Raw genomic sequence first — 23,021 nt, forward strand, 5'->3', positions numbered from 1 at the left:
GTCCGCTCTATAGATGCTTGAACTGCTGCTGCTAATGATGGGTTGAATGGAGTTCTCATGGTTATGCTTTAATTTTAAAATTTGCGAGTTAAACCTGTTATTTCTTTAATTCCGAATTCAATAGCTTCAGATCTGTAATAGTTGCCACGTACGTGGATATTTACAGTCAAGCTATTTGCCAAAGAATATTTCTTTGCTTGTATTCCGATCAGCACATGTTGCCTCATTGAGAAGTTCCTGCCACCAATGTATTGTGATACTGTATACATGTCTTCGGCGCCAGTACGTGCTGGCAAGCTTTTTTGAGCCTTGACAGGTGACGAATAAACAGCTTCGGATAATGACCGAACTTCGCTTTTAAGTTCTTTTATAGATTGGGCCTGGGCAATTATTAAATCCTCAATAGTGTATTTGTTTTCTGGCACAGCGCGTAGAGTGTTTTCCATTTCATTGAAGGCTTTGATATAAGCCTCTTTAAACTCGGCAGCACGCTTACCGGTGTAGCCCATTGCTAGGAAAACAAAGCCGTCGCGGGTGATTGAATAGCTCTTGTCTTCACGTTTACGTCCGTGACCTAAGTCACTGAAACTCAATATAAATCCAAAATTGGATTCCCGAAAAGATGCGCTGCATTCAAGGGCTTCAATGTCGCGTAAAACATGGTAGTGTTGCTTATCAAAAGCCTGTGCTACCAGCTTTGACGTGGTAACTGTTTGGTTGTTCTGGATTGTTACTAAATTTGTCATTGTTGGCAGTGTTTTATGATTCTCTATAAACCCATATAGCCAATACCCCTTTTCGTTCTTCCTTTTTGGCTACGTATACTCTATCGGGGTGATTCTTTTTAACATGTGTGCTTATTGCTGGCCTGATAGATGTTTCCTTATCTAGTGGAAATGGCCTTGCATGCTCTTTCCCGATCAATTCAATGTCTCCGATAAGGCTTGGCCATGATGTGCCGCGTTGTGGTGTTAATATTTCCATATTGTTTTAATTTAATATTTGACCGTTTCTGGTGCCTAGGAAATAAGCCATATTGCCATAGGTAAGGCCGGTCTTATTTTTTATATTGCCTATATGAGTAACAACTGTATTGTAGCTGATGCCCAGTTCATAGCCAATATGGTTTTGTTGTAGATTTGACCATTGGATAATTTCCAACTCCCTGGGAGTCAGAATTGATATATCAAAGTCAATGTTAGGAATGCCATAAGTTTTTGGTAGTAGATTCATGGTAGTACTTATTTGCTATATGCTTGATTATTGTTTATGTTTATCTTTGTTGCTGTTGAACAATACAAATGTAATAGATATAATTCTATTATCAATAGAATATTAGAGATATTTCTATCAAATATTATAACATGCTGATAATCAAACGAATTAATTTAAAAAGATGTCAAATACTGTAAAAGAGAGAATATTGGATTATATAAAGCATATCGGTATTGATGCTAAGACTTTTGAGTTAAAGGCAGATTTAGGAAATGGATTTGTGAGCAAAACCGGTTTTAATATTAGAAGAACATCTATCGATAAAATCAAATTAGCGTTTTCCGATTTAAATACCGAATGGCTACTAAGCGGAAATGGGAATATGTTAATCAACGATGACCAATCGATCATGACCATTAAGAACCATAAGAAAAAAGATGCACTAATACCTTTTTACAATGCTGATTTTATAGCCGGCAACGCGGAATTATATTACGCCGATGAAACTATATATCCTGAGTATTATATGGACGTGCCTGAGTTCTCAGGAAGCGTTGCATTCAGAGCATATGGTGATAGCATGGAGCCGCGCATCAAATCCGGTAGTATACTTTTCGGTGTTAAGCGGGATAATTGGGGCGCTTATTTAGAATTCGGCCAGATATACGGAATTACTTGCAGGGACGGGTCTCGGTATCTTAAATATATTAGGAAACATATCGATAAAGAATTTTTACTTTTTAAAAGCGAAAACCCAAACTATGACGATATGGATATGCCTAAATCAGAAATAAAAAATATATGGCTAATTACCGGGTGGATAGACAAAAGAACGTAATAGAAAAATAGAATTTCAAATGAAAAAACAATTATTAACAATCTTCGCAATTGCGATATCAAAAATTGTATTAGCTCAAACGAATGATTACTCAGAGACAATAGGGGCGAAAACTGAATTAATCAAAGAGGTTAAAAAAGATAAAAACTCACTATGGAGTAATGCTCAATTATGGGCCAGCTCTTTATCGACCCAATTTTATAAAAAAATTGAGATACAGGATAAAGAAAACGGAACGATGATTATTAAAGTAGAAAATTATTTACCATCTGGCATCAATGGGATGAATGAGTTTTCAAAAATAAAGTTAATGATGAATTTGAAAATAGATCTTAGGGATAACAAGTATCGAGCAATTTTCTCAAATTTCACCTCAACCGTAGCCGCGAATCAAAATATCGATGTTAATAATCTCAGTTCAGGTCAGCTAACCAGTATGACAATTGAATTAGAGAGAATTGTACAACTCTCTACCAATGATTTCAAAGAGGAAGTAATTTGGAGTATAGATAGCATACTGTCAGCCAAGGACAGATATATGAAAAGAATTAGTGAAATTAATCTTTCTTTAAACAAAGTTGACATAGAATCAAAATCAGGTAAAAAAGAATCTATTAAAATGAAAAATTGGATAGGTCAACTAAATAACAAAATTACTTATCTAGATTTTATTCTTACAGGCTTCGGAAAGACAACTGATGAACTAAAAAATAGCCTGAATAGTTCTTTAGCAATTACAGATACCTTTTAATATGCCAACCGACAAACAAATAGCGGCCCAGATAGCGAAAGCATCCGTCCCGATAAAACAAAATCTAGTACACCATATTACTGATACGGCAATGCACTTGCTTCATGATAGCTACTTAACACATACCAATCTATGGCCTAAAAATGGAATTCATGCAGGATGGGGGATTGGGTGCAGTAAGAAGGATCGAATCTATATTGGAGTAAACGCATATGGGTGGAATCAAAATCCTATAATTGGTCGCTTAGGAATCAATATTGGAAATACTGGGGTTAGGCGGAAGGCAGCCCAAGTTAAACACCTGGAAATACTTTTAGACTATGCATATATTAACGACGTCTTTTTTGAAGACGAATTCAGGAATGTAAATTGGTTTGATCACCCAATTTGGTTCAAATTTACCTATAACACAGAAAAATAATGGAAGAGCTATACGATATAAAGGCCGCTAGCAGATTTGTTTCTTTTAGAAAGGAATACATAAGCCCTAGCCAAAACAAGGCAGCGGCAATACTTCAAATAAACCAGGGCACGCTTTCCAAAATGGAGCGAGGTATGCTAAAGATCCCTTTCGATCTGGTTTCAAGACTTGCAAAGGAATATCATTTAAACACTGAGTGGCTAGCCAAAGGCACCGGGGGCAAGCTTGATAAAAACCCGCCAAAGCAAAAGCTGTTGACCGATATCAACGCGCTAAATGCAGAGATGGAAAACTTAAAAAAAGCCATCAAGATTATGGAACTTAACCAAAGCCATCTGATGAAAATAATTGAGCGCCAGGACAAGGTTTTGGAGCGCCTACAGAAAGAATTTGATAATAAATAGACACCCATCTGACACCGTTCTATAAATCAGCCTTAAATAGACTGATTTATAGAGGCTTATAAAATACACTGTTTTCCTGAATGGATTCGAACCACTACTAGCAGAGTCAGAGTCTGAGGTGCTACCGTTACACTACAGGAAAGTTCCGGCTACAGCTTTTAGCTGCGGGTACAAAAGTAACAAAATTTACAAATTTAATTTAATCCGTTTTACAAACCTTTCCGGGCATGGCACCAGTAACGATGAGGGTGAATTCAATTTAGGTATGCACACAGGTTACCGTTTCAATTCAATGTATTATATTCGCCATACTGATGAAAAATAACATTTGCCTCCTTTATAAAACATCCGGTTTACTCTTCGTGATGTTGTTATTAGTCGCTTTTAGCGCCTGTAACAGCAGTACCAAAAAATCGAAAGAATATCATAATATCCAAAGCGATGAATCTGTTAAGCCCTCCTTCATGCCGGTAAAGGGCGTCCGGTATACCGAGATCCGCCGCAGCTTTAAAAATGGCGTTGCTTTTAATAACGATGGTTACCAGCTGGAACCAGAATGGCATCTTTCTTTCCTGTCGGATGATTCGGTGAATATTTATAACCCTAAACGCAAAATGTTTGTAAATGCACCGGTACTGTTTGATCATGATTCACTTTTTAATGTGGCCTGGTCCTGGCTGCGCTTGCGTAAGCTGAGCCGCGACAGTATCATTTTCCAGGTGATGAAAGTTGAAGGCCGGGAACTTACGCGTGATAAATCGGTAGTTTTCATGACACTGTATGCCGACGACTATATCAAAAACAAGCTCCATACCGATGCTGCGACGCTAATGAAACCGCGACGGGCAGATACCCTGTTCATTCAAAACAAAGTAAACCAGGCCAATAAAGATACCTCAAAAGCTTTTTCGGCACGGCAACCCGCTGTATTAACCAGCAAAACAAAATTGCTTACGTTACAGCAGATCAGCAGCGTTGCTGATGATGATAAACGGGAGGGCCTCAACCAGGATTACATGCTGCCCGAATATAATATCACCATCAAAAAAGCATATGACGATTTTAACTACTCATTTTCGGTTAGGATAGATGCCGATGGCAGTATGCACTTCCTCCGGTCGGTTACCTTTTTGTACGAAGAGTTTAGAGCCCGGTATAATAAAGCGATGAAGGGCATTGTAGATGGGTACTTTAAAGCTTACCTTGATGTGAAACCAGGCACAACCCTCGGTATTCCGCACTCCAGCTTTATTATTGTAAACGTAAGCGGGACGAAGAAGGGGTAATTATAACCCGAAAAAAGAGGAGTAGAATTTAAAGTGATTTTCCAAATGTTCAGCGCGACCCTATTATAATATTTTCAATCTACCGCTTAATCCCAAACCCTTTTGGTTATTACTTAGCAATACTTCAACGCTATTACATAGGTCTATTCAAGCATACGGGAGACGCAAAATATTGCGTCTCTACGGATCGTCAAATAATTTACCTGCATACGGGAGACGCAAAATATTGCGTCTCTACGGATCGTCGAATAATTTAACTGCATACGGGAATCGCAAAATATTGCGCCTCTACGGATCGTCGAATAATTTACCTGCATCCGGGAGATGCAAAATATTGCGTCTCTACGGATCGTCAAATAATTTAACTGCATACGGGAGACGCAAAATATTGCGCCTCTACGGATAATCAAACACCTCGTCATTAAATATTCCACCAATAGGTCCACTTTACAGTCAGCTGCCTGTTCTTAACCATAAACGGTGAAGGGATGGCATTATCTCCATAAACAATAAAGAAATCTGATGCCGGTCGGTAGCGCCACTGCAGGCGGGTGTTGATATTCATATTACGGGCCTGCTCGTTATACTGTACAAAGGTGGTAAAGTACAGGTTATTGGTAAAGGTCACATCAGCCCGGGGGCCAATCAGCCAAAATCTGTTGCGTCCGTAAGGCTGTGGCAGGTGCAGATCGTTATAGGTAAGGTTCACTGTTAAATTCACATAAGGCTGAAAGCGATAGCCTATCTGCCCTGTTAAGCCCAGCCTTGTCCCATCATCATAATAGCCGCCATATGCGGCCTCAAACAAATAAGTCAGCACGCTTTGCGGTTTAGAGGCGAATTGTACATCACCGGTATTCCAATGGTTTTTAAAGCCTAACGGCAACAAAGCTTTACCTGTGTTGGTAGGATCAAACGGCCTTAACAGTTTCACGTAGGTATCCAGACCCGAAAAGGTGAGCACACTGCGGTTGCGAAAAGTAATGATATAGCTAAAGATGCTCTCATTATCAGTTCGTTTATACTGCTCATCAAAAAAGTAAGTGGAGGAGAATTGTACACCATGGCTCAGCACCGAACCTGCCTTAGGAAAAAAGTTATGCAGGATCAGCGGACTCAGCTTGTTATACCCTACCCTCGGTACATAACCCACCTCTGCATTATAATTATGGCCAACATACTGCTGTTGCAGGTACAGCGTCCAGTATTTACTGAGGTATTGCAGGTTTGCCGCCTGTACATAATCGTGCCCGGTAAGGCCCGGAGAAAAAGATTTTAGTCCGAGGAATTTGCCGGTCCATAAGTTGTTGGATGATGCCAGGTTATACTCCAGGCCAATGTTTCGGTTATACCCCGGTGCTGCATTGCCCGCGTTAGGCGCACTGCCCGTTGCATCTTTATTAATAAACATAATGCCGATGTTTGATCTGGAGAACACCCGCCTTTGCAGCGTAACCACACCAAAATTTTGCCCCGGCAAGTTGCTGGTGCCCGATTGGCCGGTTTGCACATCCATTACCCCTACCCGCCAGTTCTTATCTATTTTCCCAGTCATCCGCGTGCCAAAACGGATAGGTGCATTTAAGCCGATCCTCCGTGAAAAGAAAGGGCGGATATCGGCATAACCGAAGTTGGCAAACAAGTCGCCATTCTCTAAAAAGAACTGCCGTTTCTCTGGAAAAAAAAGTTCGTAACGGTTGAGGTTGATCACCTGCTGATCCACATCCACCTGCGAAAAGTCGGGATTAACGGTTAAATCCAGATTGAGCGATGAGGTGAGGGCCACCTTTACATCGCCGCCTATAGCCTTTCGCCAGGCAGTTGGCGTTTTATTCTGATAGTCTTTTGTGATACCACCCAGCACATACGGGATGATGGAGACATTGCTGCTGGCAACAGGCGGCTCTTCATCCCAAACCAGTGTGCCGGAATAAGCAAGCGAGGCCGTAGGAAATTGCCTTGGTACGGGTGCCCAGCTGGATTTTTCGGTTGTCTTCAGGTCGTTGCGGCTAAAGTTGATCCCCCACTCGCGAATCCCTTTTTTATAACGAATACTTTTGAAGGGAATAGCTGCTTCAAACACATAGCGGTTGGGGTAATTGCGAACCACGGACGTCCATTTATTATCCCAGCTCAAATCCACCTTACCACCTTCGTACATCGTGCCGTCCCATTGGGCACCTGCTGCATTTGCACCGAAGCTAAAGCCATCGGTACGGGCATCAAAGGGATCCATAAACAGCAGGAAGTTATCGTTCTTTACAAAGCTAAAATCGCGCTTTAGGGATTCCACCATATTTTGGCCGGGCAGGCCGTTGTAGCAAATGGCAATCAGATAGAGATTATTGCTATCATAACTCATCCGCACCACGGTGCGCACTTTGGCATAGCTGGTATCCATCGGGAACACCATATAAAAACTGGCGGCCGAATCGGTGCGCTGCCATTCGGCATCATCTGCTATCCCATCTATTTTAATTGGCGTAAGCGCCCGCTTGATATGATATTGGTAAGCTGCGTTCTTTTTTTGTGCCGAGGCCCAATGGCCAAGCACGCAAAAGCAAAGCAGCAGCAAGGTGAGTTTTACTGTTGGCAAAGTATGAGATGCTGTAATTTAGTTGACGGGGTATCTGCAACAATAATATAAATATTATGGCAGATAATGATGAATTAATATGGGATGAGTTTACTCACCCCGACATCGCTATCGCTCGTCACCCCTGTCTACTTTGTAGAGAGGGGAAGAATTATGCTACCCTCTCTTTGCGTAGCGAGAGGGGGCAGGGGGTGAGTATACGCTGGTTGCGAATCTTTCCCTACATTTATCCCATGGAAAACAACCTGCAGCAGCTATATGGCCATATAGATATTTACCTGTTCGACCAGTTACTAAAAGGCCGGTTCAACGATTGTAAAAAGGTACTGGATGCGGGTTGCGGCGGCGGGCGTAACCTGGTCTATTTCCTGCAAAACGGGTTCGACGTATTCGGCATCGACCCCAACCCGGATGCCGTTGCTGCTGCGCAAGCGCTAGCCAACGAATTAGCACCAGGCAAACCTGCAACTAATTTTATCACTTGCAGTGCAGAAAACATGCCTTTTGAAGATGCAGCTTTCGATCTGGTGATCTGCAACGCGGTACTACACTTCGCAAACGACAGTAATCACTTTGATGCCATGCTGCGGGGCATGTGGCGGGTACTGAAACCTGGTGGCTATTTTTTTGCCCGGCTCGCATCAGATATCGGCATTGAAAGTTTAGTGATCCCATTAGGCAACAGCCGTTACGTGCTACCCGATGGAACGGAGTGGTTCCTGGTAAACGAACAAATTTTAATGGAATATACCGGAGACCTGAACGGCGAATTATACGAGCCGATAAAAACCACCAATGTGCAGAATATGAGATGTATGACCACCTGGTGTATGAGTAAGGGCACAACTCCTGCAGTTAAAGAGGCAGGGGCAATTGAAAAAAATGCTTTTTGATACCCCTCGATGTTACCAACGTCAATGCTTTACAAGCGGTTAACCTGGCTTATGCCTTCTTTAGCCCCGACAGATCACACTCCAGGTCTTTATCCCAATTGCCGGTGCTTGCCGCCGCGTTATAAGTGGACTGCATAAATTTCATCAAGGTTTCTTCGGGATGATCTGATTGCTGCACCACTTCATACAGCAAAAAGTACTCACCCATCTCGCTGCTGTAAAACGCCTCCGCTGGCTGCACTTCCTGTTTGCTAAACGCTTCTGGTGTTGGGTAACAGTACGAATAGAACGCAGGCTGCGGAAAAGCCTCGCTGCCGGGCCAGAAGCCACAAGAGCTCACTTCGTGTGAGTAGGCTTCCTGCATGACCTCTGCAGGAATATTGGGCGCTCCACCCGGGTGCTGAGGAGCCAGCTTGCCCGAAAACCGGGTGACAGCCAGGTCAAACGCGCCCCAAAAGAAATGTACCGGACTGCACTTGCCCACAAACCCTGCCCTGAAATCAGTAAACACATTATGCACGCTTATCAATGCCTGCCAAAAATTATGAATAATATCCGCATCGTAATGGCATGGCGTGTGGTTTTCTGTAAAAGGTACAGCGGTTGGGAGTTCGTTAGGTACCGCGTAGATTTCCACTTCAATACCAGCTGCATCGAGGTTATCCATCAATTGCGTATAAAACAGCGATATGGTTTCAGCCCCAAAAGGGAAGGATCTGTCATTACCCGTACTGGTGATGATATCCACCTGGTGCTTCCTGAAATTTAAATTAATCTCGAACACCCCACCCTCATAAGGTATGCTGCCGGTAGTTAAACCGGTGGCGCTTACATATAACGTTACCTGCCAGCTATGGTTGATCCAAGGCATTTTTTTGAGGCGCACTTTGCCGATCATCTGCGTCCACAGGTGAACGGTGGCAATGCTGTCTTTAAGATAATGAAAATCAAGTTTCGGCCAGGCTTGGGTAGATGGATTGCGCATATGTAAATATACAAGCATTAACAATTGAAGAGTGTTTTACTGCAGATAAATTAATATAGAAAATGTATTCAACGTCGGAGGGATCGATACCGTTCAACCATCGCTTGCCGATCTTCGCAATAAGGAATTTATTAAACATCAAAAACATGCCTAAACGTGCCCGAGACCCGAAGTTTGCGGTTGGCAGTTTGCAGTAAACGAACGCCTCAAAGCGCTTTCCTGACCTTAAACCGTGTTCCGTCCCCTAAATGGGACGGCAATGAAGCTGCATTTCGCACAAGATATATTATCTTCCAGACGCAACAAAAAAAGCGACAGGCTCTCCAACCTGTCGCTTCTGAAAACAAAAAATACACTTTAAAATGGACGTCGCGGGTAGATTCGAACTACCGTATCAGGTTTTGCAGACCCACACCTATCCTCTCGGCCACGCGACTTTATTTAGCCCTTACTTATTTATTAGGCTGTGGTGTTGTACGTAAGTAGGGTTTAATCACCTTATGCCCCTTAGGGAACTTAGCCGCAATATCCTCTGTTTTGATAGACGGCAGCACTACTACATCTTCGCCATCTTTCCAGTCGGCCGGGGTAGCAACGCTGTGATAAGCGGTAAGCTGCAGCGAATCGATCACCCGCAAGATCTCCTGGAAGTTTCTGCCGGTAGATGCCGGATAGCTGATGATCAGTTTTATCTTTTTATCAGGGCCGATTATGAACAGCGAGCGAACAGTTGCCGTAAGCGATGCATTTGGATGGATCATGTCGTAGGCCTGGGAAATTTCCCGGCTTTCATCACCAATAATAGGGAAGGTTACTTCAACGTTCTGTGTTTCGTTAATATCGCTGATCCATCCTTTGTGCGATTCTGCACTGTCTGTACTCAAAGCAATCACTTTCACGTTGCGTTTGTCGAACTCACTTTTCAATGATGCGGTTTTACCCAGCTCGGTTGTACACACAGGGGTATAATCTGCAGGGTGGGAAAACAGCACTCCCCAGCTATCGCCCAGGAAGTCGTAAAAATCAATTTCCCCTAATGATGTTTGTGCTTTAAAGTTTGGGGCGTCGTCGCCAAGTCGTAAGCTCATAATGCTAATTTTTAGTGTTTTAATATGGTGAATAATGCAATAAATTTATGCAATTGAACACCTTGTATCAATAAAATTATCTGTAGAAAGTTGGCTGGCGCGGAGCCGGAAAGCTAAAAAAAGAGGTACTGAAGCAGCACCTTATTTTCTTTTAAATCAGCTTATCTGTCTCCGTTTAGCGAAGCAGGAATTAGCACCTTACACCAGGCGTGAAGCCGGTACAGGTTGCTAAGACATCATAGGGCCTTTCCCTCTGTCTTTCTGGATAAGTATTTTAAAGAACGATTACCTCACAAAAGTATAAATTAATTCTATAAATCCTATAGACTTTATAATATTTATTAAAGTTAAGAGGTAAATAATTGATTTACAGACGGAATAATTCGCAAATTATCATCAATAATGATCTACAAACACAATTCCCTCAGGCACCTGCACAATGATGTAGTCTGATGCTTGGTTCTCTCGATTAAAGGATCACTTGGAGTCTCCCCTATTTCCCATTCAACTTTTTGATCAGGTCCACCTCTTCCTGTATGTAAGGCGTACCGTCTTTTCGGAAAATATCATGAAACCACTCTTTAGGTTCGCTGCCATCAGGTATGGGGTTGTCCCAGGCGTAAATGGTATTGGTTTTACCCATCACAAAACCCCAGTTCAATGCGCCTACGTTTTCGGCTTTTAGCATCGGCATTACGTTGGCGAATTTGCTGCCGCGGGTACGGGCCATGTATTCGGTGCAGATAAGCGGCTTACCATGGCTTTTGAGCAGCTGGATAGTCTTCAGATGCGATTTCTCGTCGGTATAATCATGGTAAGTAACAATATCTGAATTCAGTGCCTGGTAGGCGTTCAGCTTTTCAAAGCTCCAGTCCCACAAACCTGCTGATACCGGCTGATCCGAGTTTACCGCTCTTGCCCAACCAAATACTTTAGTGAGTAAACCCATCGATGCTTCTTTTTTGCCAGAATTACCCGGCTCATTGTAAAGATCCCACAGTAAAATGCGCTTATCATGTTTAAAGGTGCTCATCACATCAGTAACATAAGATTCAAGCTCAGGGAAAATGCCGGCGTCTGTTAACCGGTTGCCAGGGTCCTGCAGCCAGCCCGAATTATGAATTCCTGTTTTTGGCGCAGGCTGGATACCAATTTTTGCTGATATATTCCAGCAGTCATCAAAAAACACGAACATGGTTTTAATGTGGTGCTTATCGGCAATAGTTAAATAAGCATCTATTCTTTTCTTAAACCCGGCCTTATCCTGTTTCCAGGCAAGGCTGTATAAAAACACCCGCATAGTATTAAAGCCGATGCCCTCCGCATAGCCAAGCTCCTTGTCTATTGTTTGTGGGTCAAAGGTATCAGCCTGCCACATCTCCAACTGGTTAATTGCATTACTGGGGATAAAATCACTGCCGCTGATCCATTGATGCTGTGCATACCATGCATTAGCCTTCGCGGGGGACCATACCTTTGCCGGAGCAAGTTTTTGCGCGAACGAGATATTAGTGGTAAAAGCTAGTATAAAAAACACAGCAGTTAATTTAAAGCAAGAAGTTTTCATATGTAGAAATTGGTATGTGTAAATATAGCGGATAAATCAGCTAAACGGCTAATTAAAACGTTAATTAATCGATTTACTGCAGACATCGGTAGCAATGCCGGGGTTCGTTAAAGCATATTCAGGTGAGTTAAACTGGCTGCTAAAACTACCATAAAAGACTTTTTACGTGCACTTTATCTGCAATTCTCACTTGTAATATTATTCATAACTATTGTAGCAATTTGCCGTATAACTGCTTCACATACATCATAACATACAGGTTAAATAATTGATATAAAACCAGTAACAAGCGGAGCAAAACCTAAATACTTTGATATTTTCGTGCAAAAAATTATTTCAAAATATTTAAACCTGTTTTTTTACCAGAAAATATCTGCACAACGCAGCGTTGTATCTGCGTTGAAAATATTTTTTTGGCATGTTTATTAATTATACCGTGATCAAATTAAAAGAACTGGAACGAGACAGGAAATGAGCTTTTTAGATGGTAATAACTTTCTTGGCGATAGCACCGCTCATCTCGCTCGTTTAATAAACAGTATTAACACCGGCATTTGGGAATACAATACCACTACCAAAAAGGCTAAGTGGTCGGCTGGTTTTTACTATGTGCTGGGCTACCAGCCAGGCGAGATAGAATGTTCGTACAACAACTTTTTTGAAAACATCATTTATTTCCAGGATAAGCAAGTCTTTTTAAAAGCTACAAACCAAAACGGCCCCGGTAATGCCCCAATAGCTCATATCCGCTTACTTACCAAAGACAAGGGCTACCAATGGTTTGAGAGCACCACGGTTAAACACAGCGATGAAGATGGGCAATTCATTTATGGTGTTTTAAATAACGTTAACCAATATAAACTTGCCGAGTTTACGGCTGCCCGCAGCAATTTTTTAAATTCAGAAGCCGGCCGCATAGCCCGCCTTGGCGGTTGGGAAATAGATGTACCGAGCATGGCCCTAACCTTGTCTGCCGAGATCTACAACATATTTGAATTATATGAACACATTCAGCTTACGTTAGAAGAAGCTGTCAGCTTTATCGAACCGCAACATCGTTCTGTTTTGGCCAGGGCAATTGATAATGCCATTTACTTTAGTAAACCATATGATGTGGAAGTTTTGTTTAAAACAGCCAAAAACAATATCATTTGGGTAAGGGCTAAAGGCACACCTATTGTTGATGATTTTGGTAAGTGTGTTACCATCAGGGGTATTTTCCAGGATATTGATCTTATTAAGCGGAGCGGCCTGCACATGCAATCATCCATCAACTTATTGGATGATCAAAATAAGCGACTTCAAAACTTTGCTTACATCGTATCGCACAATCTTCGCTCTCATGCAGGTAACCTTAAATTTATGGTAAACCTTTTTGAAGAGACCCAGGTGGACAATGATAAAGAAGAGATATTCTCGCATATTAAAACCATAAGCGAGAGCTTGAGCGCCACCATGGGCCACCTGGATGAGATTGTAAAGATCCAATCGGAAATTGTTAACGAGCGCCGGGTAATCAGCTTTGAAACGATATTTAAAAACGTTATCGCCACGTTAAGAGCAAATATTGAAGCCAGTGGTGCTCAGATCAATAGTAATTTTGGCAAAGCTCCCGATATAAGCTACATACCAGCCTACCTGGAAAGTATTTTCCAAAACCTGTTGAGCAATGCGATCAAATACCGGCATCCAAATCGTAAACCGGTGATCAACTGCTATACCGAATTGCGCAATGCGCATACCTATTTGGTTTTTGAAGATAATGGTATAGGCATCGATCTGAAACGCTTTGGCGACCAGCTTTTCGGAATGTATCGTACCTTTCACCAAAATAAAGATGCTAAAGGTATTGGCCTGTTTATCACACGCAATCAGATAGAAGCATTGGGCGGAACCATCAGTACAGAAAGTACGGTAAATGTTGGCACTAAATTTACTATTAGGTTAGTATAAAAGTACCTTCATAAATGACTGACCAATACCCTGCTGTTAAAGCCTGGATCATTGACGATGATGAGATTTTCATTTTCGGATTCAAAAAATTCATTGAAATCAGGCGAATCTTTGTTGAACTATTCGAATTCAGCAACGGACAAGCTGCGATTAGCCAACTTCAGGATCCGGCTTTTGCCGATAACCTGCCCGACCTCATCTTTGTTGATATGAATATGCCTGTGATGGATGGATGGGAATTTACAAAAACCTTTGAGGAAATTAAATCCCGCTTGGGTAAAGATATCACCGTTTATATGATCAGCTCATCGGTAGATAAAAACGATATAGCAAGGGCAAAAAATATTCGGTCAATCGAAGATTATATTTTAAAGCCAATAAGTCAATCAAATGTGGAGGGAATTATCAATTCGTTTCAACACGAACTGGAATTGCGGAACATGAACTAAATTATCCCCGGTGAGTCTGTAAAAGCTCACCGGAGATAAAGGTTGTTATATTGCAAGCTTCATAAGCTATTCTATAAAACTTTCCAGGATCTTAAAGCCGGCGGTAGTTTCTAAACTAACGCGCTCAATTGTTTTCGGCAATAAAATACACTCTCCCATTTTTACCGGATAGGCATTGCCGTTGTGGTTAATGGTATACGCACCTTCCACACAAACATGGATCACAAATGAATCCAGGTTTGTATAGTCCTTTTCCGTTGATTCGGTAAAGTCCATTACATTGGTAGTAAAGTAAGGGCATTTTACCAGGTGTACATCCTCATTCGTTTTAGGGGTATATATGGTTTTGTATTCCGGATAGTGTTTGTAGTCGATGGCTGCAAGCGCTTCCTGGGTATGCAACTCACGTTTATTACCCTTATCGTCTACCCGGTCAAAATCATAAATGCGATAGGTGATGTCTGATGTTTGCTGGATCTCGGCAATCAATAGTCCTTTGCCGATGGTATGCACCCGTCCTGCAGGTAAAAAATAAACATCTCCGGCGGTCACATCCTCTTTATTCAGGATATCCATAATGTGGCCGCTGTTCAGTGCCTCCACGTATTCCTGCTCGTTCATTTCGCGGTTAAAGCCGGCAATAAGCGTAGCGCCCGGATCGGCCTCTATCACATACCACATCTCGGTTTTGCCGAACGAGTCGTGGCGTTTTTTGGCCAACTCATCATCCGGGTGAACCTGAACGCTCAGGTCGTCATTGGCATCAATAAACTTCACCAGCAGCGGAAAGATATTGCCGAAATGCGCGTATACCTTATTGCCCACTAATTCACCCTGGTATTTCTCCAGCAGATCGGCTAATGATTCGCCATCCAGTTCGCCGCCGTTAACAACAGATACATCTGTTTTAACGCCCGAAATCTCCCAGGTTTCGCCGCAATTTGGCAGATCGCCGATAGCTTTGTGCAGGTAGGTTTCTATTTTATGGCCACCCCAGATCTTATCTTTAAAGATGGTTTTGAATTTTAACGGATATAATGCTGACATAGTAGTACGTGTTTTGCCGCCTAAGTTAAAGATTTTGCAGAAGCAGTAAATAAGGTTTTTGTAAATTGATCATAAAAGCATTTGTTAAAAATCTTATGAAGACCTCAATTTGCATTGCTTAAAATGGTTACATAAAAAAGCTCATCCGTTTCGGGATGAGCTTTCACTATTGATCAATAAAATTAATTACTTACCCAGTTTAGCTTTCAGATTTTCGTCAATCGCTTCTAAAAACTCCTCTGTATAAAGGTAATCGGTACCATGCTCCACTTTTGGTTTTATGGTGATGGCCAAATCCTTGGTCATTTTTCCGCTTTCTACCGTTTCAATACAAACCTGTTCCAAAGCTTTACAAAAATCAATTAACTCCTGGTTACCATCTAAAATACCACGGAACTCCAAACCACGGGTCCATGCAAAAATAGATGCAATAGGGTTGGTTGAGGTTGGGCGGCCAGCCTGGTGCTCACGGTAGTGGCGGGTAACCGTTCCGTGTGCAGCTTCCGCTTCCATAACCGTACCATCCGGAGTAACCAGCGTAGAGGTCATTAAACCTAAAGAACCAAAACCCTGCGCTACAGTGTCAGACTGTACGTCGCCATCGTAGTTCTTACAAGCCCAAACAAAGTTACCGTTCCATTTTAAGGCAGATGCAACCATGTCATCAATTAAACGGTGCTCGTAAGTGATACCAGCTTCGGTAAATTTAGCTTTGTAATCTGCCTGATAAATCTCTTCAAAAATATCTTTAAAACGACCATCATATTTTTTAAGGATGGTATTCTTGGTAGACAGGTATAAAGGCCAGCCTTTCATCAACGCCTGGTTGAAACAAGCGTGCGCAAAGCCGATAATGGATTCATCTGTGTTATACATGGTTAACGCCACGCCATCACCTTTAAAATTAAATACCTCAAATGATTGCTCAGGGCTGCCATCCTCTGGCGTAAATTTTACGGTAAGTTTGCCTTTACCTTTTGTTAAAAAATCGGTAGCGCGGTACTGGTCGCCAAATGCGTGGCGGCCGATGCAGATTGGCGCCGTCCAGTTTGGCACTAAACGCGGAACGTTTGCCATTACAATAGGCTCACGAAAAACGGTACCATCTAATATATTACGAATGGTGCCATTCGGCGAGCGCCACATTTGTTTTAAGCTGAATTCTTTTACACGATCCTCATCTGGTGTAATAGTGGCGCATTTGATACCCACACCGTATTGTTTAATGGCATTTGCTGCATCAATAGTAACCTGGTCATCTGTTTCATCACGATACTCGATCCCCAGATCGAAGTACTTAATATCCACATCAAGATAAGGGATAATCAATTTATCCTTAATAAATTTCCAGATGATGCGTGTCATTTCATCACCATCCAGCTCTACTACCGGGTTTTCTACTTTAATTTTTGACATACCTTATAATGCTTGTTATTTGATTTAAATGGTTTCAAACTTACATAAAATTTTATTTCAAAAATTTCACCTTCATACATAATTATAAATAATTTAATGAGTTTAGAAGTTGAGTTCAATCGCAGCCGGTAATAGCCTGAATTAACCATACAAATAGTAAACAGTAAAATAAATAGTGTATTTTAACAGCGGTGTTTATATTTACAGATATAATTAACTTTTAAACCTTTACTTTTATAAAAATTTAATCATTAGCTATTTTCTACGTAGCATTGCCCGTTTACTATGATAAAGTTGCTTTACAAAACAACGTTTTTAACCCTCCTGTTAACCTCGATAGCCTTATTTACGAAAGCTCAGATTGGTTACGACTATGCCCAGTATGATCTCGGTTTTGGCGGCGAAACAAACCTTGTTTACGGCGATGCAGAAACCGTTAAATTAACCCCTTCTGCGCACGTCAATTTTACCTATAACGCTACCCCCTATGTTAATTATGTATTTGAAATACAAGCGGGTGTACTTGAAGGTGGAAGTATCAACAGCACATCCGGCAGGTATTTTAAAAATAACTTTACAGCACTTGTTTTTCGCGGGCAGGTACAAGCCGGGGAATTGATAGATTACTCGCGCAGTGCAGTAATGAATGCAGTAAAAAACTTTTACGTTTCGTCGGGCTTCGGCTATGTGATCAATGATGTGCGTAACATTAACCGCAACTCGCTTGTCCTTCCTGATTTTTATACAGGCGGATTAGACAGATCAAACGAATTATACATTCCTGCAAGGCTGGGTTATGAATTTAAAGTATTCAATAAATACAATCAACCCTCGTTTAAAGTGGATCTGGGGATACAATATAATTATGTTTTTGGTGATAACCTGGATGGGTTTGATGCAGGAGCCGCCAAGGATAACTTTGTTCAATACAGCATCGGTTTTAAATTTGCTTTAGGTGGTGTTACCTCCTATCGTAAACAAATAGATTACTAACCTTTATTTTTCCGGTCCGGCTGTTCTTTGGCAGGGTTTTTAATGTAAGTAGCTAAACTAATACTAAAACCTATGATACCAGATAACGAAGACGAAGGAATGAAAGTTGATTCCGATTACAGGGCAGATGACTTAGATAATAACGGCGAAGACACAGCCGACAGTGAAGACCTTAACTTTAATGAAAAAGAGCAAAGTTTTGAGTACGATGTAAAAGGTGACAACCCGGATTATGACCATCCGGATCCTTATGACACCGCTGTAAAAAACGGCGATGATATGAATTCGATGTACGATGAAGCTAATCCTTATGATGCAAAGGGCGAATATGATGCCGATCGTTCGATAGAGACGGATGCTGATAGTTTAGGCATGCATATCGATAGCGGTAAAATTGTTGAACTAAGCTCCCTTGATGAAAAACTGGCACATACTCCAGAAGATGACAGGGATGATCTAGACGAAGAAGGTTATCCTAAAAATGATACCCCACCGGGATTTTAATGATCAGCTTGTTTAAAGCTAATACGCAAAAGGGATGGCACTAAATGAGCCATCCCTTTGGTTTTATAAATTTTTTTTGACGAGAATGGGGTACTGATCCGGGTTAATCGAAATCTAAATTAAACCTGTTTTTTAATTCAATAAGATGCGGGTTTTTGGCCGCCATATGCTGAAATTTTTCAATAGAAGTATACGGTTTGCGTACCATCACAGATTCCTCCACCTTAGCATTTACCTCTATATTAAAATTCTTTAAGCTGCTGCGGAGAAAGTTGAGCAGATTTGGCCTTTCATCTTTGAATGACTGCTCCTGCATTTTGTTATTAACCGGCACCTCAAAATTTTCCGGACTTAAAACCAGCGGTGTAACCGAAGTAAAAATGGTATAAAGGGTTGCCGCTTTCCCCTCGGCCTTGAGCTTAGCGCCATAATTAGTCCAGAGCTGCAAAAAAACGTCCATTGTAAAGGGCTCTTTGTCAGTACCTTTCAGGTAGGGATCTTCTTCAGCCGCCATGGCATCTTCCACCTGCTTACCCAAGTCTTTCAAACTCGGAATTTTTATCGATGTAGCCGAAGCGTGCACATTCGCTACAAATGAGATCTTTGGTTTCGCAGCAGGTTCCGCTGTCACCGGAGCGGCAGGCATTTTTACCGCCTCAGGGATACTTTTTTGATCAACAGGCTCGGTATCCCGAACCAATGAGAGATCGTCCACCACCGGCGAAGGCGTATTTACTGGGGTATCAGGTTTTTTTTTTACCTCCTCTTGCGGGGCGGTTACTTGTTGTGGCGTTGGCAACGTGGCCAAATTGAAAACCGAGAGCAAATGACACATCTTCAGCAAAGCCAGTTCTACCTGTAAACGCTGGTTTTTACTTTGTTTATAATTGATATCGCACTGGTTGGCAATATTCATGGCCGATAGCAGGAACGATGTTGATGCCGCCTGCGATTGCTGCAAGTATCTCGCCTTAATGCTTTCGCTTACTTCCAATAGCTTAATGGTAGCGGTATCCTTGCCCACCAGCAGGTTACGGAAATGTTCTGACAGGCCGGAGATAAAATGCGCACCGTCAAAACCCTTAGAAAGGATCTCGTCAAAAAGCAACAGCGTATGGGCATTGTCTTCGCCCAGCAACTTATCAGTGATGCTGAAATAATAATCGTAATCGAGAATGTTAAGGTTATCGATCACCGAACGGTACGTAACATTGCCACCGGAAAAGCTAACGATCTGATCAAACATCGAAAGGGCATCGCGCAGACCGCCATCGGCCTTTTGGGCAATAATATGCAAGCCATCGTTCTCGTAGGTAATGTTTTCTTTTTGCGCGATATTGGCCAAATGCCCGGCCATATCCTCTACCCGGATGCGGTTAAAATCAAAGATCTGGCAACGGGATAAAATAGTTGGCAGGATCTTATGTTTCTCGGTAGTAGCTAAAATAAATATGGCGTAATTAGGTGGTTCTTCCAGCGTTTTGAGGAAAGCATTGAATGCCGCCTGCGACAGCATGTGCACCTCATCAATAATATACACCTTGTAGCGGGCAGCTTGCGGCGGTATGCGCACCTGCTCTATCAAACTACGGATATCATCCACCGAATTGTTTGAAGCCGCATCCAGTTCATGTACGTTAAACGAGTTTCCATTTTGGAAAGCGCGGCAGCTGTCGCATGTTCCGCAGGCCTCGCCGTTGGGCTGTAAATTGGTGCAATTGATGGTTTTTGCCAGGATACGTGCGCAGGTAGTTTTGCCCACACCCCTTGGCCCGCAGAACAAAAATGCCTGCGCCAACTGGTTATTCCTGATAGCATTTTTTAACGTGTTGGTGATATGTTGCTGACCAACAACGGTTTCAAAAGTAGCCGGGCGGTATTTACGAGCCGAAACAATAAAATTATCCACAGGTATAAAGGTAGCAAGAATTGACTATTAAAAAACAGCTAAAATTCAAATTAGGATTTGGATACAGGAATGTTTGTTGTTGTCAAGAACTTATCTTTAAAACAAGAAAAAGGAACGTATGCAACTGTCCGACTTAGATCTCACCAAATCCTATACCTACGCAGATAATCTTTAACAAACACTTAATGTAGCGCCTGGAAATAATCAACGGAAATTTTTTCAGGATGAGCCTTGCACCGGGTTCGGTACACCAGCGCATATCCTTAAGACTTTCCCGTTGGATTGGAGACTATCCCGAAGTAAAATGGTGTGAAGCCTTCCCTGCCCGGTTTATAACATCTCGCCGCAACAATAGGCTACGATGTTACCACTGAGATATTACCGGGGCTCAAACTAAGCCTTGATAATTATTTGCCGAAAAGATCAGCTAACCCCTATTGCAGATCATCATCCGGCAGGTGATCGTCATCCTCAGCATCAGGTTCGCGCACATCATCGCCTACGCGAATCTCGTGCATATCGTCCTTATCCTCTACCTGGTCGTCAAAATCTTCATCATCCTCATCATCCCAGTCGCCTTCAACAGCTTCATCTTCTTCATCCGGCGCCTGCAGGAAAAGAGTATCATACATAAAACCTGAATCGCTTGTTTCGTAGTACCTGCTTTCGGAAAATAGCATAATAGTAGTGTTTTAATTTATGAGACAAATACGTGTTACCTTATGTTTTATAAAATATTCAACTTATAATCAAATGTAGGGCTTGTACATCAAGCCCCTATTTACAAACTGTTACGTTATTATGAAATAATTGGGAGCACGGCATGCATAAGGCGCGTTTTGTGCTGTCAACTATACCGGTTCAGCAATGCCTCTATAACCGACTGTTCCATTTTTGATTTCTGGCTTAGGTAACGGGTAATGGTTCTTGTGCCATTGTTGATCTGCGTGTTTTCATAATCCTTATCTGATGTGTTATCAGCAATTTCTAAAGCAATGTTCAAATCGCGTAGCGCAATTAGTTCGGTGCGGTAATCACTGGCTTGCTTAATACTGCTTTTATAAGCATAGATGAGAGAAATAGCCGTAATTTCAATTAAACCCGCGACTATCATTTTAGCAACTACAGGTCCAAAATAAATAACAGGCTGATAGACGTTAGTAGATTCCGAAAAATTTGGCAGGAACAATACGCCTGCCCCTGATAATGCTAACAGTACTCCGGCAAGTAAGCTTTGTTTAGCCGAGTTGGTTGTACTATTTATAAATTTTTTCAGCTGCTCAATTTGATCCTGTGAGCCGGCGTTAAAGCTATTTTTCATCGTTCAATTTATTAAGTTTATACCAGGTAATTACAAATAATGTCTACAAAGAAGTCGTCACAGTCCCAATAATAACTGTGCGTAAAACCAAACCTTCCGGCCTTAAAGCGGCAATCGATGTTAATTAGGTTTGTATAATAATCCAACCCGCCACTTACATAATCTTTACTGTCGTAATAATTGCGCCATTGAATACCATCAAGCATTTTTTCTAAATCGCAGTACACCTCCATAAATGCTTTGTTCTTTAGGCGGTTGTTGCCAAAATTCAATGCACGCTGTTTAAAACCGTGAAAATTATCCAGCAGCTGCTGCCTTAAATACTCATTGTCTGGCACATTCTCTCTCAAAAAAAACACAATTTTATCAAGCGGGCATCCAAAAGTAATAAAGCCGCGCAGCTGCTCTTTTAAATGATTGCCGCCATAATAACGGCAAATACCTTTCTCGTTATAATTCACAATCTCTTGTTTATTAATCAGCAGGTTAAACTGATTAATGGCATCATATGCCACCTGCGACCCTAATGAATGCCCTGCTACAATTACTGCTGGATAGTAGAGCTTCAAGTCCTGTAACGGTGGCTTTACTTCTTGTTCACGGCCATCGTCTGGCGTATAATCTTCTGCACGTTCTATTAAAAATTGCAATGCATTTACCGCACCGTTTAAAATATTGCGCCTTACCGCATAAAATTTAGATTTAGGATCCACCACGTTATAAATAGCCACATCCCCCAGGATATTGGTCAGATCGTGTATTTTGCTATCGGCGTAGGATTGCAACATACCGTCTGCAAGTTTCCCTTGAAATGGTATCCTGCCCACTATCCAAATAATCAAACGCCATAAAAGATCCATGATTAAAAACAGCCGGGATACAAATGTCATAAAGAACCTGTAGGTACCTACTTTAAACTTCCCTGTTTTGGTATCGAAAAAGGGGCTTTTATCTTTATACTGTTGGCCTATTTGCCCGTTTTTTTGATAAAACTTCTCAGCCCCGTTTACTACGCCCTGCAGCCAGGTGTTAAGATCATTCCAACTCGCTTTATCTTCTGTATAATCCGCCCAATAATATTCGTATACATCAATAAAGTGTTCGCTGTCATCTTTTTTTAAACGCAATACATTATCAAACCATTTTGTGCCATTTTTATCCGTCTTGCTTATTATTTCGTGGCTTAACGAGATTGCGTCCGGGTAAGTTTTGCGATACTGCCTGGTAAGCCCGCGGCCAAACTGATCCAGCGTTTCCAGCGGCAGCTGATCGCCGATACCATGCACCACCATAATGGCGGTATTTTGTGTTACCCATTCAATGTCAGCAGCAATAGCAACTAGGCTGAGTATTTTATGCTCGTTTGGCAGGCTGTCTTTGTTCAT

General features: G+C 41.8%; 22 protein-coding genes, 2 tRNA genes and 1 other annotated feature. Of the genes, 10 read left to right on the forward strand and 14 right to left on the reverse strand.

Going from position 1 to position 23,021, the window contains the following annotated elements:
- Window positions 1-74: 74 nt before the first annotated feature.
- On the reverse strand, window positions 75-746 hold the full coding sequence (locus A0256_23420) for a hypothetical protein (GenBank protein ID AMR34190.1): 672 nt from the start codon (window positions 744-746) through the stop codon (window positions 75-77).
- Window positions 747-759: 13 nt separating this feature from the next.
- Entirely contained in the window at window positions 760-984 is a 225-nt protein-coding gene (locus A0256_23425; GenBank protein AMR34191.1) for a hypothetical protein, read from the reverse strand.
- A 412-nt stretch (window positions 985-1,396) separates the two neighbouring features.
- Here A0256_23425 and A0256_23430 point away from each other — a divergent pair, with 412 nt between their 5' ends.
- The 4 genes from A0256_23430 to A0256_23445 are packed head-to-tail and all read left to right on the forward strand — an operon-like array spanning window position 1,397 to window position 3,629.
- Window positions 1,397-2,053, forward strand: a complete 657-nt coding sequence (locus A0256_23430) for a hypothetical protein (GenBank protein AMR34192.1) — start codon at window positions 1,397-1,399, stop codon at window positions 2,051-2,053.
- A 19-nt stretch (window positions 2,054-2,072) separates the two neighbouring features.
- Entirely contained in the window at window positions 2,073-2,804 is a 732-nt protein-coding gene (locus A0256_23435; protein ID AMR34193.1) for a hypothetical protein, read from the forward strand.
- A 1-nt stretch (window position 2,805) separates the two neighbouring features.
- Window positions 2,806-3,225, forward strand: coding sequence for a hypothetical protein (locus A0256_23440; GenBank protein AMR34194.1), 420 nt, complete (start codon window positions 2,806-2,808; stop codon window positions 3,223-3,225).
- Window positions 3,225-3,629: a hypothetical protein gene (locus A0256_23445; GenBank protein ID AMR34195.1), complete on the forward strand. Its 405-nt coding sequence runs from the start codon at window positions 3,225-3,227 to the stop codon at window positions 3,627-3,629. Before A0256_23440 ends, A0256_23445 begins: the two co-directional genes overlap by 1 nt.
- A gap of 71 nt (window positions 3,630-3,700) precedes the next feature.
- On the opposite strand, the gene A0256_23450 is transcribed toward A0256_23445, so the two are convergent.
- Window positions 3,701-3,771: transfer RNA gene (locus tag A0256_23450), tRNA-Gln, on the reverse strand.
- A 223-nt stretch (window positions 3,772-3,994) separates the two neighbouring features.
- On the opposite strand from A0256_23450, the gene A0256_23455 reads away from it, so the two are divergent.
- Window positions 3,995-4,915, forward strand: coding sequence for a hypothetical protein (locus tag A0256_23455; protein AMR34196.1), 921 nt, complete (start codon window positions 3,995-3,997; stop codon window positions 4,913-4,915).
- A gap of 421 nt (window positions 4,916-5,336) precedes the next feature.
- On the opposite strand, the gene A0256_23460 is transcribed toward A0256_23455, so the two are convergent.
- Window positions 5,337-7,511, reverse strand: coding sequence for a hydrolase (locus A0256_23460; GenBank protein ID AMR34197.1), 2,175 nt, complete (start codon window positions 7,509-7,511; stop codon window positions 5,337-5,339).
- Between the two features lie 233 nt (window positions 7,512-7,744).
- Between A0256_23460 and A0256_23465 the strand changes: the two genes are divergently transcribed.
- A complete protein-coding gene (locus A0256_23465) occupies window positions 7,745-8,404 on the forward strand; it encodes a methyltransferase type 11 (GenBank protein ID AMR34198.1) in 660 nt (219 codons plus the stop codon).
- A gap of 49 nt (window positions 8,405-8,453) precedes the next feature.
- Here the strand turns inward: A0256_23465 and A0256_23470 are convergent, their stop codons facing one another.
- From A0256_23470 to A0256_23485, 4 genes are all read right to left on the reverse strand, one after another.
- Window positions 8,454-9,389 (reverse strand): hypothetical protein, encoded by a 936-nt coding sequence (locus tag A0256_23470; protein ID AMR34199.1) that lies wholly within the window; start codon window positions 9,387-9,389, stop codon window positions 8,454-8,456.
- 363 nt (window positions 9,390-9,752) lie between these two features.
- Window positions 9,753-9,826: transfer RNA gene (locus tag A0256_23475), tRNA-Cys, on the reverse strand.
- Window positions 9,827-9,841: 15 nt separating this feature from the next.
- Window positions 9,842-10,477: a peroxidase gene (locus A0256_23480; protein ID AMR34200.1), complete on the reverse strand. Its 636-nt coding sequence runs from the start codon at window positions 10,475-10,477 to the stop codon at window positions 9,842-9,844.
- Window positions 10,478-10,635: 158 nt separating this feature from the next.
- Window positions 10,636-10,749, reverse strand: a binding site (SAM riboswitch class I).
- Between the two features lie 221 nt (window positions 10,750-10,970).
- On the reverse strand, window positions 10,971-12,044 hold the full coding sequence (locus A0256_23485) for a 1,4-beta-xylanase (protein AMR34201.1): 1,074 nt from the start codon (window positions 12,042-12,044) through the stop codon (window positions 10,971-10,973).
- Between the two features lie 471 nt (window positions 12,045-12,515).
- Between A0256_23485 and A0256_23490 the strand changes: the two genes are divergently transcribed.
- Both A0256_23490 and A0256_23495 read left to right on the forward strand, forming a co-directional pair.
- A complete protein-coding gene (locus A0256_23490) occupies window positions 12,516-13,997 on the forward strand; it encodes a hypothetical protein (GenBank protein ID AMR34202.1) in 1,482 nt (493 codons plus the stop codon).
- A 14-nt stretch (window positions 13,998-14,011) separates the two neighbouring features.
- Window positions 14,012-14,446, forward strand: coding sequence for a hypothetical protein (locus A0256_23495; protein ID AMR34203.1), 435 nt, complete (start codon window positions 14,012-14,014; stop codon window positions 14,444-14,446).
- Window positions 14,447-14,512: 66 nt separating this feature from the next.
- On the opposite strand, the gene A0256_23500 is transcribed toward A0256_23495, so the two are convergent.
- Both A0256_23500 and A0256_23505 read right to left on the reverse strand, forming a co-directional pair.
- Window positions 14,513-15,493: a mannose-6-phosphate isomerase gene (locus A0256_23500; protein AMR34204.1), complete on the reverse strand. Its 981-nt coding sequence runs from the start codon at window positions 15,491-15,493 to the stop codon at window positions 14,513-14,515.
- Window positions 15,494-15,679: 186 nt separating this feature from the next.
- Entirely contained in the window at window positions 15,680-16,909 is a 1,230-nt protein-coding gene (locus tag A0256_23505; GenBank protein ID AMR34205.1) for an isocitrate dehydrogenase, read from the reverse strand.
- A 285-nt stretch (window positions 16,910-17,194) separates the two neighbouring features.
- Here A0256_23505 and A0256_23510 point away from each other — a divergent pair, with 285 nt between their 5' ends.
- On the forward strand, window positions 17,195-17,902 hold the full coding sequence (locus A0256_23510; GenBank protein AMR34206.1) for a hypothetical protein: 708 nt from the start codon (window positions 17,195-17,197) through the stop codon (window positions 17,900-17,902).
- A 99-nt stretch (window positions 17,903-18,001) separates the two neighbouring features.
- Window positions 18,002-18,406, forward strand: a complete 405-nt coding sequence (locus A0256_23515) for a hypothetical protein (GenBank protein AMR34659.1) — start codon at window positions 18,002-18,004, stop codon at window positions 18,404-18,406.
- Between the two features lie 103 nt (window positions 18,407-18,509).
- Here A0256_23515 and A0256_23520 read toward each other — a convergent pair whose 3' ends face one another.
- The 4 genes from A0256_23520 to A0256_23535 all read right to left on the reverse strand — a co-directional run bounded on the left by A0256_23520 (window position 18,510) and on the right by A0256_23535 (window position 23,021).
- On the reverse strand, window positions 18,510-20,315 hold the full coding sequence (locus tag A0256_23520) for a DNA polymerase III subunit gamma/tau (protein ID AMR34207.1): 1,806 nt from the start codon (window positions 20,313-20,315) through the stop codon (window positions 18,510-18,512).
- Window positions 20,316-20,749: 434 nt separating this feature from the next.
- A complete protein-coding gene (locus A0256_23525; protein ID AMR34208.1) occupies window positions 20,750-20,995 on the reverse strand; it encodes a hypothetical protein in 246 nt (81 codons plus the stop codon).
- Window positions 20,996-21,162: 167 nt separating this feature from the next.
- Window positions 21,163-21,636 carry a hypothetical protein gene (locus A0256_23530; GenBank protein AMR34209.1) on the reverse strand — a complete coding sequence of 158 codons (474 nt, stop codon included), beginning with the start codon at window positions 21,634-21,636 and terminating at the stop codon, window positions 21,163-21,165.
- Window positions 21,637-21,653: 17 nt separating this feature from the next.
- Window positions 21,654-23,021 carry a hypothetical protein gene (locus A0256_23535; GenBank protein AMR34210.1) on the reverse strand — a complete coding sequence of 456 codons (1,368 nt, stop codon included), beginning with the start codon at window positions 23,019-23,021 and terminating at the stop codon, window positions 21,654-21,656.

The sequence above is a fragment of the Mucilaginibacter sp. PAMC 26640 genome, from assembly GCA_001596135.1.
Lineage (GTDB): Bacteria > Bacteroidota > Bacteroidia > Sphingobacteriales > Sphingobacteriaceae > Mucilaginibacter.

Excerpts from the sequence above, each read along its gene's own strand:
- A0256_23510 (AMR34206.1), top strand. The coding sequence starts at position 17,195 with ATGATAAAGTTGCTTTACAAAACAACGTTTTTAACCCTCCTGTTAACC.
- A0256_23470 (AMR34199.1), bottom strand. The coding sequence starts at position 9,389 with ATGCGCAATCCATCTACCCAAGCCTGGCCGAAACTTGATTTTCATTAT.
- A0256_23480 (AMR34200.1), bottom strand. The coding sequence starts at position 10,477 with ATGAGCTTACGACTTGGCGACGACGCCCCAAACTTTAAAGCACAAACA.
- A0256_23525 (AMR34208.1), bottom strand. The coding sequence starts at position 20,995 with ATGCTATTTTCCGAAAGCAGGTACTACGAAACAAGCGATTCAGGTTTT.
- A0256_23535 (AMR34210.1), bottom strand. The coding sequence starts at position 23,021 with ATGAACAAAGACAGCCTGCCAAACGAGCATAAAATACTCAGCCTAGTT.
- A0256_23455 (AMR34196.1), top strand. The coding sequence starts at position 3,995 with ATGTTGTTATTAGTCGCTTTTAGCGCCTGTAACAGCAGTACCAAAAAA.
- A0256_23485 (AMR34201.1), bottom strand. The coding sequence starts at position 12,044 with ATGAAAACTTCTTGCTTTAAATTAACTGCTGTGTTTTTTATACTAGCT.
- A0256_23435 (AMR34193.1), top strand. The coding sequence starts at position 2,073 with ATGAAAAAACAATTATTAACAATCTTCGCAATTGCGATATCAAAAATT.
- A0256_23445 (AMR34195.1), top strand. The coding sequence starts at position 3,225 with ATGGAAGAGCTATACGATATAAAGGCCGCTAGCAGATTTGTTTCTTTT.
- A0256_23530 (AMR34209.1), bottom strand. The coding sequence starts at position 21,636 with ATGAAAAATAGCTTTAACGCCGGCTCACAGGATCAAATTGAGCAGCTG.
- A0256_23425 (AMR34191.1), bottom strand. The coding sequence starts at position 984 with ATGGAAATATTAACACCACAACGCGGCACATCATGGCCAAGCCTTATC.
- A0256_23490 (AMR34202.1), top strand. The coding sequence starts at position 12,516 with ATGAGCTTTTTAGATGGTAATAACTTTCTTGGCGATAGCACCGCTCAT.
- A0256_23505 (AMR34205.1), bottom strand. The coding sequence starts at position 16,909 with ATGTCAAAAATTAAAGTAGAAAACCCGGTAGTAGAGCTGGATGGTGAT.
- A0256_23495 (AMR34203.1), top strand. The coding sequence starts at position 14,012 with ATGACTGACCAATACCCTGCTGTTAAAGCCTGGATCATTGACGATGAT.
- A0256_23440 (AMR34194.1), top strand. The coding sequence starts at position 2,806 with ATGCCAACCGACAAACAAATAGCGGCCCAGATAGCGAAAGCATCCGTC.
- A0256_23430 (AMR34192.1), top strand. The coding sequence starts at position 1,397 with ATGTCAAATACTGTAAAAGAGAGAATATTGGATTATATAAAGCATATC.
- A0256_23500 (AMR34204.1), bottom strand. The coding sequence starts at position 15,493 with ATGTCAGCATTATATCCGTTAAAATTCAAAACCATCTTTAAAGATAAG.
- A0256_23515 (AMR34659.1), top strand. The coding sequence starts at position 18,002 with ATGAAAGTTGATTCCGATTACAGGGCAGATGACTTAGATAATAACGGC.
- A0256_23465 (AMR34198.1), top strand. The coding sequence starts at position 7,745 with ATGGAAAACAACCTGCAGCAGCTATATGGCCATATAGATATTTACCTG.
- A0256_23420 (AMR34190.1), bottom strand. The coding sequence starts at position 746 with ATGACAAATTTAGTAACAATCCAGAACAACCAAACAGTTACCACGTCA.